This is a genomic window from Streptomyces sp. NPDC025273 (assembly GCF_040638585.1).
Classification (GTDB): domain Bacteria; phylum Actinomycetota; class Actinomycetes; order Streptomycetales; family Streptomycetaceae; genus Streptomyces; species Streptomyces cinereorectus.
The window spans coordinates 60289-74386 of sequence record NZ_JBEZYP010000014.1 but is presented as its reverse complement, the minus strand read 5'-3'; the positions used below and the strand labels follow the sequence as shown (position 1 = coordinate 74386).

The window sequence follows — 14098 nt, the reverse complement described above, 5'->3', positions numbered from 1 at the left end:
CCGTGCCGCCTATCCGTCGCCCTTCTCGGCCGCGGGAAGCCTGCCCGCGGCCACCGCCTCGGTCAGGGCCCGGTGGTCCCGCTCGTTCCGGTCGGCGTATCGCTCGGCGAACGTCTCCAGGGCCCGGTCGAACACGTCGCCGCGCCCCAGATACGCCGCGATGGCGATGCGGTCACCGGACCGCGCGTGGGCGCGGGCCAGTGTCGTCCCGCACAGCTCGCCGAACGCGCGCATCCCGCGCGGCACCATCATCTCCGGCTCGGCGATGCCCTTCCAGTCGCGCAGCTGGCGCACGTAGAAGTCGCGGCGCCTGCCGTCGATCCCGTCCACCCGTTCCCAGCCGAGGAAGATGTCGCCGGCGGCCTGCATCATGCGCTGGCCCGCGACCACCCGCTCGCCCTGGTTCCGGTACAGGCTCGGCCCGGCGTACGGCGCGAGCACCGAGGTGTCGGCTTCCTTGGCCTGGAGGAAGAGTGGGTCCGCGCCGTCCCTGCCCAGCAGCAGGACGATCCAGCACCGGGTCCCGACGCTGCCCACGCCCACGACCTTGCGGGCCATGTCCGCCGGGCGGAAATCCGCGAGCAGGGCCCTGCGGTCCTGCGGGAGGCTGCGGCCGTAGCGCCGGAGCAGCGCGTTGACCCGCTTCTCCAGCGCGCCGCGTTCCGCGTCGGGCAGCAGGTCCGCGAGCGGCACGAGCAGTGGCGGGTCCGCGGCGATCCGGAGCTGCCCGCCGGCCATCTCGGTGAGCTTGTCGAAAGCCCGCAGGCTGTCCCGGGTGCGTGCCTTCGCGGTCGCCCTGGCCAGCCGCTTGCGGCCGCGCGCCGCCAGCTTCTCCGCGGCCACGGCGTGGAGGAGGTCCGCATCGATCCGGGTGTACCAGACATCGAGATTGCGCATGCCGGCGAACCGGATCATCGCCTCCCGGTACGCACGTGTGGTGGCCCGCACGATGCCGGCCCGCTCGCCGTCCGAGAAGCCGTTCGCCCGCCCCGCGATGACGAAGCTGGCCGCCAGTCGTTTGACGTCCCATTCCCAGGGGCCCGGCAGCGTCTCGTCGAAGTCGTTGATGTCGAACAGCAGATTGCGCTCGGGCGAGGCGAGCAGCCTGAAGTTCAGCAGATGGGCGTCACCGCACAGCTGGGCCCGGATTCCCGTGACCGGTGTGCCCGCCAGGTCGGAGGCCATCACGGCGGCGGCCCCCCGGTAGAAGCGGAACGGGGACTCGGTCATCCGCCCGTACCGGATCGGTACGAGCTCGGGGACCCTGGCCGCCGACTGGGCCCGCAGGATGTCCAGTGGATCGGGCCGGTCCGCCGCCGGCTCGAACATGGCGTGGCTGGACCGGGGTGTCCGGCGGCGGGCCGCCCTGCCGAGTGCGGCCCGCTCCGCGGGTGTCGCGCCCGGTACGGCGCGGAGGGGTGAGGTGGCGTCGTGGACCATCGAGGGCCCTCCTGACTGCCTGAGCGGGGTGTGAGGTATACCCACCATCATCCCGTTCCGTCCGGATTCCGTCCTGTCTCGGCCGCCGGGTACCCCTCGTGCGCCCGTCAGGCCTCCCCGGCGCTCCGCGCCCGGCCCACCCGTCGCCAGATCGCCCGCTGGCATCTGAGCGCCGCGGTGCCCACCACGACGAGCACCGCGATGGGCCGGGGCTCACCCGCACCAGCCGTGCCGGCCTCCCCGCCGAGGTCCCAGCGGTGAACAACCCGGCATCTGCCCGAACGTGCCGACCCACCGGTCGCGCATCACAGCGGCGCGCGCCCTCGACCGGAAGCGACCGGCCCCGTCACTTCTTCCCGTCGTCCCACTCCGTGCCGAGCAGCCAGCTGTCGAAGGTCCGCAGCAGGACCACGAGGGCCGCGCCCAGCCGCCGGTCGAACCCGGGCGCGTGCAGATGCACCGTGTCGTCCTTCGACCTGAACTCCAGCGGGGCCTGCCCGCCCGCACGCCACACGATGCGCCGCGGCCCGCGCGCCGCATCACCACTGCCGCTGAGCAGGCTCAACACGATGATCAGCGTCTGCAGCGGGGAGAGCAGCCACCACACGTACCACCACAAGATCCGCCCCTTGTAGCCCACCGCGTCCGGTCCGCCCGCCGGAGTCACCGTCCACCGGGTGCGCAGGCCCCTGCCACGCAGCGCCTTCTCGCGCACGAACGTGCCGATCGGCTCGCCGTGCGCGCCGAGGACCTGGTACGTCGCGACACCGTTCCCGGCCGACACCGTCACCAGGGTGGCCAGCCGCTCCCGGCGGTGTTCGTCCGCCCACAGCACGAAGGAGCGGACACCGCGGCCCCGCGCCGCCCGGTACGCGGGTATCCCGCCCGGCGGCAGTTCGCGCTCCACGTACGCCGCCACGCGCTCGGGTGCCGAACCGTCCGCGCACAGCACCAGGTGTTCCACCGGAGCGGGAGCACCGCCCTCGGCCACCGGAGCCCCGTTCCGTGGTGCGGGCCCCATCCTCAGTACGCTGCTCACCGCTGTGCCCCTCCGTGGTGTGTCCTACCGGCTTGAGAGGATCCGTACGTGGAACCCCCCGAGCCCCTTCCCGAACTCTTCCCCGCACCGCGGCCGGAAGCCGGCCGGCGCGACTCCGCGCCGGTGCGGTGCGCCCTGTGCGGACGGCCCCTCACCGGCGCGGAGTCACGCCGCACCGGACTCGGCCCCGCCTGCGATGCCAAACTGCACCCGGCGGGCCCGGACATCCGGACCCGCCGTCACGAGGTGGACCAGGAACCGCTGCCCGGCACCTGACCCCAGGACAGACCTACGCGCCGTCCAAGCGGCGGAACAGGCCCTCCTGGACCACCGACACCAGCAACTGCCCCTGGCGGTCGTAGATCCGTCCCCTGGCCAGACCACGGCCGCCCGTGGCGATCGGCGACTCCTGGTCGTACAGGAACCACTCGTCCGCCCGGAACGGCCGGTGGAACCACATGGCGTGGTCCAGCGAGGCCATGTCGAAGCCGCGGGGGCCCCACAACGGCTCCACCGGGATCCGGACCGCGTCCAGCAGCGTCATGTCGCTCGCGTACGTCAGCGCACAGGTGTGCACGAGCGGGTCGTCGCCCAGCGGGCCCACCGCGCGCATCCACACCGCACTGCGCGGGTCCGCGTCCTTGATCTCCTCCCGCGTCCAGCGCAGCCGGTCGACGTAGCGGATGTCGAAGGGCTGACGCCGCGCCATCCGCTCCAGCGCCTCCGGCAGCCCGCCCAGGTGCTCGCGCACCTCGTCGGCGACGGTCGGCAGATCCTCGGGATCCGGCACAGCACGGGCGGGCGGCAGCTGGTGTTCGAAACCCGCCTCCTCGGGGCGGTGGAAGGACGCCGTCAGATTGAAGATCGTCCGGCCCTGCTGCACTGCCGTGACCCGGCGGGTGGTGAAGGACCGGCCGTCCCGCACCCGCTCGACGTCGTACACGATCGGCACGCCGGGACGCCCGGGCCGCAGGAAGTAGGCGTGCAGCGAGTGCACCGGACGGTCCCCGTCCGTGGTGCGGCCGGCCGCGACCAGGGCCTGGCCCGCGACCTGACCGCCGAACACCCTTTGCAGGGACTCCTCGGGGCTGCGACCGCGGAAGATGTTGACCTCGATCCGCTCCAGGTCGAGAAGATCGACCAGGAGCTCGGCGGGGTTCGTCGTCATGTGGTTCGTCCCCACTCCCGAAACCGGCGCGCCGTCACAGCTGACCCACCGCCGTGACCCGGACGACAGCCCGGCCCTCCTCGTCGGAGGCCGCCAGATCGACCTCCGCACGGATACCCCAGTCATGGTCACCCGCCGGGTCGGCGAAGGCCTGCCACACCCGCCACAGACCGTGCTCCGGGTCCTCGTCGATCTTCAGCAGCTTCGGGCCGCGCGCGTCCGGGCCCGTACCCAGGTCCTCGTGCGCGTCCCAGTAACCGTCCATCGCCTCGCCCCAGGCGTCCTCGTCCCAGCCCGAGTCGCCGTCGAGCTCACCCAGGTCGCGGACGCGGTCCAGCGCGGCCAGCTCCACCCGGCGGAACATCGCGTTGCGCACCAGGACCCGGAAGGCGCGGGCGTTGGCCGTGACCGGCTTGACCTCGTCGGCCCGCTCCTGCGCCTGCTCGGCGGTCTCCACCTCCGGGTTCGCCAGCTGCTCCCACTCGTCCAGCAGGCTGGAGTCCACCTGACGCACCATCTCGCCGAGCCAGGCGATCAGGTCCTCCAGGTCCTCCGACTTCAGGTCGTCCGGGATGGTGTGCTCCAGAGCCTTGTACGCACTCGCCAGGTAGCGCAGCACGATGCCCTCGGTGCGGGCCAGCTCGTAGTTCGACGTGAACTCCGTGAACGTCATGGCCCGTTCGTACATGTCCCGGATCACCGACTTCGGCGACACGGGGTGGTCGCCGACCCACGGGTGGCTCGTGCGGTACACGTCGTACGCGTGCCAGAGCAGCTCACTCAGCGGCTTGGGGTACGTGACCTCCTGGAGCCGCTCCATCCGCTCCTCGTACTCGAGGCCGTCCGCCTTCATCTGCCCGACGGCCTCACCCCGCGCCTTGTTCTGCTGGGCGGCGAGGATCTGCCGCGGGTCGTCGAGCGTCGACTCCACGACGGAGACCATGTCCAGGGCGTACGAAGGGGACTCGGCGTCCAGCAGGTCGAAGGAGGCCAGCGCGAAGGTGGACAGCGGCTGGTTCAGTGCGAAGTCCTGCTGGAGATCGACCGTGAGACGCACGATCCGGCCCTCGGCGTCCGGTGTGGCGAGCCGCTCCACCACACCGCCGTCGAGCAGCGAACGGTAGATCGCGATGGCCCGCCGGATGTGCCGGAGCTGGGCCCTGCGCGGCTCGTGGTTGTCCTCCAGCAGATGCCGCATCGCCTCGAAGGCGTTGCCCGGGCGGGCGATGACCGAGAGCAGCATCGTGTGCGTGACCCGGAAGCGAGAGGTCAGCGGCTCGGGATCCGAGGTGATCAGCTTGTCGAAGGTGGTTTCCGACCAGGCGACGAAGCCCTCCGGAGCCTTCTTGCGGACCACCTTGCGCTTCTTCTTGGGGTCGTCACCCGCCTTCTTGACGGCCTTCTCGTTCTCGATGACGTGCTCGGGGGCCTGGGCGACGACGAACCCCGCCGTGTCGAAGCCCGCCCGGCCGGCACGCCCGGCGATCTGGTGGAACTCGCGGGCGCGCAGCGTCCGCACCCGGGTGCCGTCGTACTTGGTGAGCGCGGTGAACAGCACCGTACGGATCGGCACGTTGACGCCGACGCCCAGCGTGTCCGTACCGCAGATCACCTTCAGCAGACCCGCCTGCGCCAGCTTCTCGACCAGACGGCGGTACTTGGGGAGCATGCCCGCGTGATGCACCCCGATCCCGTGCCGCACGTAGCGGGAGAGGTTCTGGCCGAACTTGGTGGTGAAGCGGAAGTTGCCGATCAGATCGGCGATCTTCTCCTTCTCCTCCTTCGTACACATGTTGATGCTCATCAGCGACTGCGCGCGCTCGACGGCCGCGGCCTGCGTGAAGTGCACGATGTAGACGGGCGACTGCCGGGTGTCCAGCAGCTCCGTGAGCGTCTCCGTGATCGGCGTCAGCCGGTACTCGTAGCTGAGCGGCACCGGCCGCGTCGCGGAACGCACCACGGAGGTCGGTCGACCGGTACGCCGGGTCAGGTCCTTCTCGAACATCGAGACGTCGCCGAGCGTCGCCGACATCAGCACGAACTGGGCCTGCGGAAGCTCGAGCAGAGGGATCTGCCAGGCCCAGCCGCGGTCCGGCTCCGCGTAGAAATGGAACTCGTCCATCACGACCTGGCCGATGTCTGCGTACTTGCCGTCACGCAGCGCGATGGAGGCGAGGACCTCGGCGGTGCAGCAGATGACCGGGGCGTCGGCGTTGACCGAGGCGTCGCCGGTCAGCATGCCGACGTTCTCCGTGCCGAAGAGCTTGCAGAGGTCGAAGAACTTCTCCGAGACCAGCGCCTTGATCGGCGCCGTGTAGAAGGTGACCTTGTCCTGGGCCAGCGCCGTGAAGTGCGCACCCGCCGCGACCAGGCTCTTTCCTGAGCCGGTGGGCGTGGAAAGGATCACGTTCGCCCCGGAGACCACCTCGATCAGCGCCTCCTCCTGAGCCGGATAGAGGGTGATGCCCTGCGATTCGGTCCATGACGAGAAGGCCTCGAAGAGGGCGTCCGGGTCGGCGGTCGGGGGCAGCTGATCGATTAGGGTCACGCCCCCATCTTGCCTGCCTTGTGACCGGATACGGGAACCGGAGGACCGCGCGAAGATCACGGACGATACGCTGCCCACTCAACTCGGCCGCCTCGCACAGGCAATGGCGGCCCGGCCGCGCACGGCCGATTCACCAACGGGGGCGGGAACAGCCATGATGGGACCGGCACACTCTCTGTCAGGGGCGGCCGCCTGGCTGGGGGTGGGTGCCGCGGCAGCCGCCGCGGGCCACACGATGCCCTGGCCCGTCCTCGTCGTGGGAGCCCTGATCTGTGCGGGCGCCGCACTCGCCCCGGACCTCGACCACAAGTCCGCCACCATCTCGCGTGCCTTCGGCCCGGTCTCCAAGACCCTCTGCGAGATCGTCGACAAACTCTCGTACGCCGTCTACAAGGCGACCAAGGGACCCGGCGACCCGCGCAGGACAGGGGGGCACCGCACGCTCACCCACACCTGGCTGTGGGCGGTGCTGACCGGCGGCGGAGCCTCGGTCGCTGCGATCACCGGCGGCCGATGGGCGGTCCTGGCGATCCTCTTCGTCCACCTCGTGCTCGCCGTCGAAGGCCTGCTGTGGCGGGCGGCGCGCATGTCCAGCGACGTCCTCGTCTGGCTGCTCGGCGCGACCAGCGCGTGGATCCTGGCCGGAGTGCTCGACAAGCCGGGCAACGGCTCCGACTGGCTGTTCGCCGAACCCGGCCAGGAGTACCTGTGGCTGGGACTGCCGATCGTCCTCGGGGCCCTCGTCCACTGCATCGGCGACGCGCTCACCGTCTCGGGCTGCCCGATCCTGTGGCCGATCCCGCTCGGCCGCAAGCGGTGGTACCCGCTCGGACCGCCGAAGTTCATGCGCTTCCGGGCCGGCAGCTGGGTGGAGATCAAGGTGCTGACGCCCGCGTTCATGGTGCTCGGGGGAGTGAGCGGGGCCGCCGCGCTCAACTACATCTGACCGCCGGACGCCCGTTCCGGGGGCGGTGCGCCCGCAGGCGTAGCACCATGACCCCATGCTGCTCGCCCGGCTCGCCCATGTGTCCCTGGAGGTCGCCGCGACATCGGCGCGGACCCGGAAGGTCGCCCTGCTCGCCGGCCTGTTCCGGGAGACCGGTGCGGACGACGTCCCGGTCGTCATCCCCTACCTGGCCGGTCGCCTGCCGCAGGGACGGCTCGGCATCGGGTGGCGCACCCTGGGCGACCCGGTGGCACCCGCGGACGCGGCCACACTGACGGTCTCCGGCGTCGACGCGGAGCTGACGGAGATCGGGGCGCTCTCCGGTCCCGGCTCGCAGGCCGCCCGCAAGGAGCGCCTCCAGAGGCTGCTCGGCGCGGCCACGACCGAGGAACAGCACTTCCTGCGCGCGCTGCTCACCGGCGAGGTACGGCAGGGGGCACTGGACGCCGTCGCCGTGGACGCGCTGGCCGGTGCCACCGATGCGCGGCCCGCCGACGTGCGCCGCGCCGTCATGCTCGCCGGATCCCTCCAGGCCGTCGCCGGGGCACTGCTCGCCGACGGCCCTGAGGCGCTCGCCGCCTTCCGCCTCACCGTGGGCCGACCGGTCCTGCCGATGCTGGCGCACACCGCGCGTTCGGTCACCGAGGCCGTCGGCAAGCTGGGGCCGTGCGCCGTCGAGGAGAAGCTTGACGGCATCCGCGTCCAGGTGCACCGCGACGGTCCACGGGTGCGGGTACACACCCGCACGCTCGACGACATCACCGACCGGCTGCCCGAACTGGTCACGGCGGTGGCCGGCTTCAGCGGCGACCGGTTCATTCTCGACGGCGAGGTGATCGCCCTCGGGCCCGGCGGCAGACCGCGGCCCTTCCAGGAGACCGCCGCCCGGGTCGGATCCCGGCGCGACGTCGCCGCGGCGGCGGCGGCCGTCCCCGTGGTCCCCGTCTTCTTCGACGTGCTGTCCGTCGACGGACGCGAACTCCTGGACCTCCCCCTCATGGAACGGCACACGGAACTGGCCGCCTTGGTACCGGAGCCGATGCGGGTACGTCGCGTCATCGTGACGGACCCCGGGGACGAGGCCGCGGCGGCCTTCTTCGAGGCCTCGCTGGAGCGCGGGCACGAGGGCGTGGTGGTCAAGGGGCTGGACGCGGCCTACAGCGCGGGCCGCCGGGGCGCGTCCTGGCTGAAGGTGAAACCCGTCCACACCCTGGACCTCGTGGTGCTGGCCGCCGAGTGGGGGCACGGCAGGCGCACCGGGAAACTGTCCAACCTCCACCTGGGAGCCCGGCGGCAGGACGGCACCTTCGCCATGCTCGGCAAGACCTTCAAAGGGCTCACGGACACGATGCTCACCTGGCAGACCGAACGCCTGCGGGAACTGTCCACCGCCGACGACGGCCACGTCGTCACCGTACGACCGGAACTCGTCGTCGAGATCGCCTACGACGGGCTCCAGCGGTCCACCCGCTACCCGGCGGGGGTCACCCTGCGGTTCGCCCGGGTGCTGCGCTACCGGGAGGACAAGTCGCCGCAGGAGGCGGACACGGTCGACAGGGTGCTCGGTTCGCGGACCTGACCGCGGCCCCCGCCGGCGGGGGCCGTGCGGCGGGGCCGGAGCGCGGCTGCCGATCAGCTGTGGCCGGCCGTCGACGCGGTGTGCGCGCGGATCTCTTCCGGCGTGAGATAGGCGTCGGTGTACTCGAAGTCGCGCAGGGTGGCCGGCGTGCGGGCCTGGAAGCCGGTCCGTACGAAGTCGTCCCCCGCGATCGCGTTCAGCATCCAGTTGGTCAGAACCCGCGTCTTGGCGACATTGGTCCGCAGGGCCGACCAGTGGTAGCCGCGTGCCACCAGCTGGGCGGGCACGCCCTTCAGCTCGATGCCCAGCGGCTTGGAGACCGCGTCCCGGCCGCCGAGGTCCACCACGAGACCGAGGTCCCTGTGGACGTAGGGCTGACGCGGACGGCCGCGCAGCGAAGCGATGAGGTTGTCCGCCAGCACCCGTCCCTGCCGCATGGCGTGCTGCGCGGTGGGAGGGCAGATCGCCCCGTCGCCCTTGGTCAGGTCCGGCACCGCCGCCGAGTCGCCCAGCGCGAACACCCCGTTCACACCGGGCACCTGCATCTCCGGCGTCACCGCGAGCCTGCCGCGTACGGTCTCCGCGTCGAGCGTGGCCACGAGCGGGCTGGCCGCGACTCCGGCGGTCCAGATGAGCGTGCGGCAGGGCAGCACCCGGCCGTCGGTGAAGGTCACCTTGTCCGGTCCCGCCTCGGCCACCGAGACACCGAGCGACACCTCGATGCCGCGCCTGCGCAGGATCTCCAGCGCGGAGGCTCCCAGCTTGTCGCCGAGCTCCGGCATGAGCTTGGGCGCGATGTCGATCAGATGCCACTTGATCAGCTTCGGGTCCAGCCGGGGGTAGTGCCGGACGGCGTTGACGGTCAGCCGCTGCAGGCAGGCAGCGGTCTCCGTGCCCGCGTATCCGCCGCCCACCACCACGAACTGCAGTCGCGACTCCCGCTCGGCCTCGTCCTGGCTGGCATCGGCCAGATCGAGTTGGGAGATGACGTGGTCACGGACGTAGGCGGCCTCGGCCAGCGTCTTCATGCCCCGCGCGTTCTCGACCAGCCCAGGGATGTCGAAGGTACGGGTGACGCTCCCGGCAGCCAGCACGAGGCGGTCGTACGGCTCGTTCACGATCTCGTCGGTGATCTTGCGGATGACGCAGACCTTCGCCCTGGTGTCCACGCCGATGGCGCCGCCCGGAATGATCCGGGTGCGGTGGCGCCGGCTGCGGCGCAGGGAGACGGCGACCGACTGGGGGGTGAGCACCCCGGACGCCACCTGCGGAAGCAGCGGAAGATAGAGCTGGTACGAGAACGGCGTGACGAGGGCGATGTCCGCCTCACCAGGGGCGAGGCTGCGTTCCAGCCGGCGCACGCACGCGACTCCGGCGAAGCCTGCACCGACAACGAGGATCCTGGGTCGTGCCACGGTGTGCGTCCCTTCTCGGGCCTACGCGGTCTTCGCTCGCCTGCCCCGTATCCGGGGCCAGTCACTCCTCATCCTCACCGCAGCGGCCGCGCTTCGCCTCCTGTGCGACGCGGGCGGCGACGGACGGCCCGGGGCCACGGAACGAGCGGCCCCACGGGTGACACGGGCACGGGAGGCGTACCGGTCCGGGGTGACCGGACCCCGGACCGTTCGGGCTCATCCGTGCCAGGACCGCCACAGTGCCGCGTACGCGCCGTCCGCCGCCACCAGCTCGTCGTGGCCGCCCAGCTCGCTGATCCGGCCCTCCTCGACGACCGCGATCACATCCGCGTCGTGCGCCGTGTGCAGCCGGTGCGCGATCGCGATCACCGTCCGGCCGTCCAGCACCCGGGCCAGCGAACGCTCCAGATGCCGTGCCGCCCGTGGATCGAGGAGCGAGGTCGCCTCGTCCAGCACCAGGGTGTGCGGGTCCGCCAGGACCAGCCGGGCCAGTGCGATCTGCTGCGCCTGTGCCGGAGTGAGGGCCAGACCGCCCGAGCCGACCTCGGTGTCCAGACCGTCCGCCAGGGTCCTCGCCCAGGCGTCCGCGTCGACCGCCGCGAGCGAGGCCCACAGCTCCGCGTCCTCGGCGCCCGCACGGGCCAGCAGCAGGTTGTCCCGGAGCGAGCCCACGAAGACGTGGTGCTCCTGGTTGACCAGGGCCACATGGCTCCGCACCCGCTCCGCCGTCATCCGGGACAGCTCGGCCCCGCCCAGCGTGACCTCACCCGTCCGGGGCGCGTAGATCCCGGCCAGCAGCCGCCCCAGGGTGGACTTGCCCGCACCGGACGGCCCGACCAGGGCCAGGCGCGTACCCGGGGCGACGTCCAGCGACACCTTGTGCAGGACGTCGACACCGGCGCGGTAACCGAAGTGCACCTCGGTGGCCCGAACCTCGCGGCCGTCCGGACCGACCGCGTCGTCGCCCGCGTCCGGCTCTATCTCCCGGACGCCGACCAGCCTGGCCAGCGACACCTGGGCGACCTGCAGCTCGTCGTACCAGCGCAGGATCAGACCGAGCGGGTCGACCATCATCTGGGCCAGCAGCGCGCCCGTCGTCAGCTGCCCGACGGTGAGCCAGCCCTCGATCACGAACCAGCCGCCGAGCAGCAGCACCGCGCCCAGGATCGTCACATACGTGGCATTGATGACGGGGAACAGCACCGAACGCAGAAAGAGCGTGTACCGCTCCCACGCCGTCCACTCCCCGACCCGCCGGTCGGAGAGCGCGACCCTGCCCGCCCCCAGCCGATGGGCCTCCACGGTCCGCCCGGCGTCCACGGTCTCGGCGAGCATCGCCGCGACCGCCGCGTACCCGGCGGCCTCCGAGCGGTACGCGGACGGCGCCCGCCGGAAGTACCAGCGGCAGCCGACGATCAGCACCGGCAGGGCGATCAGCACGGCCAGGGCCAGCGGCGGGGCGGTGACGGTGAGCGCGCCCAGCAGCAGCGCGACCCACACCACGCCGATGGCCAGCTGCGGGACGGCCTCACGCATCGCGTTGGCCAGCCGGTCGATGTCCGTCGTGATCCGGGAGAGCAGGTCACCGGTGCCGGCCCGCTCCAGGACACCCGGGGGCAGCCCGACCGACCGCACGAGGAAGTCCTCGCGCAGATCGGCCAGCATCTCCTCACCCAGCATCGCGCCGCGCAGCCGCATGGTCCGGGTGAACACGGTCTGCACGACCAGCGCCAGCGCGAACACCGCGGCGGTGCGCTCCAGATGCAGGTCGGTGACCCCGTTCGACAGGTCCTCGACCAGTCCGCCCAGCAGGTACGGCCCGGTGATCGACGCGATCACCGCGATCGCGTTGACCGCGATGAGCATCGCGAACGGCTTGCGGTGACGCCGCAGCAGGGAGCGGACGTAGGTCCGTACGGTCGTCGGGGTGCCGACCGGCAGGGTCGTCGCCGACTCCGGGGCGGCCGGGTCGTACGCCGGTGGTGCGAGGCCGATCATGCCCTCTCCTCGATTTCCTCGATCGCTTCGACCGACGGTGACGCGTCGATTCCCACGAGTTCGTCCTGCGCGGCGCAGGACGCGATGTCGTCGTCGGTCTCCCGGGTGACGACCGCCCGGTACCGGGGTTCGTCCCGCAGCAGATCTCGGTGCGACCCGGCCGCGACGACCGTGCCCCGGTGCACCAGCACCACGCGGTCGGCCAGGTCCAGCAGCAGCGGGGAGGAGGCGAACGCCACCGTCGTACGGCCGTGGCGCAGCCGCTTGATACCCGCGGCCACACGCGCCTCCGTGTGCGAGTCGACGGCCGACGTCGGCTCGTCGAGCACCAGCGCCTCCGGGTCGGTGACCAGCGAACGGGCCAGCGCGAGCCGCTGGCGCTGCCCGCCGGACAGGGACCGGCCCCGCTCGGTGATCCGGGTGCGCATGGGGTCGCCGTCCGTGTCGACGGAGGCCTGGGCCAGCGCGTCCAGCACGTCACCGCACTGGGCGGCGGCCAGCGCGTCCTCGGCCCGGACCGCACCCGAGGACGGCACGTCGAGCAGCTCGCGCAGCGTTCCGGAGAGCAGCACCGGGTCCTTGTCCTGCACCAGCACCGCGGTCCGGGCCGAATCGAGCGGCAGCTCGTCCAGCGGGACACCGCCGAGCAGCACCGAGGGGACCGGCGCCGACACGGTGCCGGCCCCGGTGTCCGACGCGGTGTCCCCCGCGGCGTGTCCGCCGAGGCGTTCGGCCAGCCGTCCGGCCTCGTCGGGGTCGCCGCAGACCACGGCGGTGAACTGCCCCCGCGCCGCCATCAGCCCGGTCACCGGGTCGTACAGATCGCCCTCGGGCACCATGGCGTCGATCGTCGACGGCCGCGCGACGCGCTGCAGTGACAGCACCCGGACCGCGCGTTGTGCGGACGGCCTGGAGAAGGAGTACGCCATGGCGATCTCCTCGAAGTGCCGCAGCGGGAAGAGCATCAGTGTCGCCGCGCTGTACACGGTGACCAGCTGACCCACGTCGATACGGCCGTCCCGTGCCAGCGAGGCCCCGTACCAGACCAGCGAGATCAGCAGCACTCCCGGCAGGAACACCTGGATCGCCGAGATGAGCGCCCACATCCGGGCACTGCCCACGGCGGCCTCGCGCACCTCCTGGGACGCGCGCCGGTAGCGGCCGAGGAACAGTTCCTCGCCGCCGATGCCGCGCAGCACCCGCAGGCCGGCGACCGTGTCGGAGGCCAGTTCGGTTGCCCTGCCCGCCTTCTCACGCTGGATGTCCGCGCGCCGGGTGGCCCGGGGGAGCAGTGGCAGGACGGCCAGCGCGAGGACCGGCACGGCGATCGCCACCAGCACCCCGAGCGAGGGCAGGTAGAGGACGAGCCCGACGCAGATCAGTACGAGTGCGGTGGCGGCCGCGGCGAACCGCGACAGCGCCTCGACGAACCAGCCGATCTTCTCGACATCACCGGTGGAGACGGCGACGACCTCGCCCGCGGCGACCCGTCTGGTCAGTGCCGAGCCGAGCTGGGCCGTCTTGCGTGCCAGCAACTGCTGGACCCGGGCCGCGGCGGTGATCCAGTTGGTGACCGCCGTCCGGTGGAGCATGGTGTCGCCCACGGCGATGAGGACGCCGAGGACCACGATGAGAGCTCCGGCCAGCGCGAGTCCCCGGCCGGAGCGTTCGATGACGGCCTGGACCGCGAGTCCCACGGTGAGCGGCAGACCGGCGATCGAGCACTGGTGCAGCAGCCCCCAGGAGAGCGACTTGAGCTGGCCGGTGAGCTGACTCCGGCCGAGCCAGAAGAGAAAACGTGGGCCTGACCGGACATCGGGATCGCCGGGATCTGAATACGGAAGATCGCGAATCTGCATGACGTCCCAAGAATCGGAAGGGGCGGAGATCCTTGGCGGATCCCGGGGAACAGTGGGGGACCAAACCGTGCAAGGTTCGCGTCCTGCCCCCGTCCGGGGCAAGCGA

10 protein-coding genes are annotated in these 14098 nt (G+C 71.8%); 3 read left to right on the top strand and 7 right to left on the bottom strand.

Annotated elements, in window-relative coordinates; genetic code table 11:
- Window positions 1–9: 9 nt before the first annotated feature.
- Window positions 10–1440: a DUF2252 domain-containing protein gene (locus AB0F38_RS22480; RefSeq protein WP_361896154.1), complete on the bottom strand. Its 1431-nt coding sequence runs from the start codon at window positions 1438–1440 to the stop codon at window positions 10–12.
- Window positions 1441–1786: 346 nt separating this feature from the next.
- Window positions 1787–2479, bottom strand: coding sequence for a hypothetical protein (locus tag AB0F38_RS22475; RefSeq protein ID WP_361896151.1), 693 nt, complete (start codon window positions 2477–2479; stop codon window positions 1787–1789).
- Window positions 2480–2527: 48 nt separating this feature from the next.
- Between AB0F38_RS22475 and AB0F38_RS22470 the strand changes: the two genes are divergently transcribed.
- Window positions 2528–2755, top strand: a complete 228-nt coding sequence (locus tag AB0F38_RS22470; RefSeq protein WP_361896148.1) for a DUF6011 domain-containing protein — start codon at window positions 2528–2530, stop codon at window positions 2753–2755.
- A gap of 13 nt (window positions 2756–2768) precedes the next feature.
- Here the strand turns inward: AB0F38_RS22470 and AB0F38_RS22465 are convergent, their stop codons facing one another.
- Both AB0F38_RS22465 and AB0F38_RS22460 read right to left on the bottom strand, forming a co-directional pair.
- Window positions 2769–3647 (bottom strand): acyl-CoA thioesterase II, encoded by an 879-nt coding sequence (locus tag AB0F38_RS22465; RefSeq protein WP_361896145.1) that lies wholly within the window; start codon window positions 3645–3647, stop codon window positions 2769–2771.
- Window positions 3648–3681: 34 nt separating this feature from the next.
- A complete protein-coding gene (locus tag AB0F38_RS22460; RefSeq protein WP_361896142.1) occupies window positions 3682–6195 on the bottom strand; it encodes a DUF3516 domain-containing protein in 2514 nt (837 codons plus the stop codon).
- Between the two features lie 154 nt (window positions 6196–6349).
- On the opposite strand from AB0F38_RS22460, the gene AB0F38_RS22455 reads away from it, so the two are divergent.
- Both AB0F38_RS22455 and AB0F38_RS22450 read left to right on the top strand, forming a co-directional pair.
- Entirely contained in the window at window positions 6350–7141 is a 792-nt protein-coding gene (locus AB0F38_RS22455; protein WP_361896139.1) for a metal-dependent hydrolase, read from the top strand.
- Window positions 7142–7196: 55 nt separating this feature from the next.
- The gene (locus tag AB0F38_RS22450) at window positions 7197–8720 is read left to right on the top strand and encodes an ATP-dependent DNA ligase (RefSeq protein ID WP_361896137.1); all 1524 of its coding nucleotides are present in this window, start codon (window positions 7197–7199) and stop codon (window positions 8718–8720) included.
- Between the two features lie 53 nt (window positions 8721–8773).
- Here the strand turns inward: AB0F38_RS22450 and AB0F38_RS22445 are convergent, their stop codons facing one another.
- The 3 genes from AB0F38_RS22445 to AB0F38_RS22435 form a co-directional block, all read right to left on the bottom strand.
- Entirely contained in the window at window positions 8774–10135 is a 1362-nt protein-coding gene (locus AB0F38_RS22445) for an NAD(P)/FAD-dependent oxidoreductase (RefSeq protein ID WP_361896134.1), read from the bottom strand.
- A gap of 216 nt (window positions 10136–10351) precedes the next feature.
- Window positions 10352–12133, bottom strand: a complete 1782-nt coding sequence (locus AB0F38_RS22440) for an ABC transporter ATP-binding protein (protein WP_361896131.1) — start codon at window positions 12131–12133, stop codon at window positions 10352–10354.
- Window positions 12130–13992: an ABC transporter ATP-binding protein gene (locus AB0F38_RS22435; RefSeq protein WP_361896129.1), complete on the bottom strand. Its 1863-nt coding sequence runs from the start codon at window positions 13990–13992 to the stop codon at window positions 12130–12132. Before AB0F38_RS22435 ends, AB0F38_RS22440 begins: the two co-directional genes overlap by 4 nt.
- Between the last annotated feature and the right edge of the window lie 106 nt (window positions 13993–14098).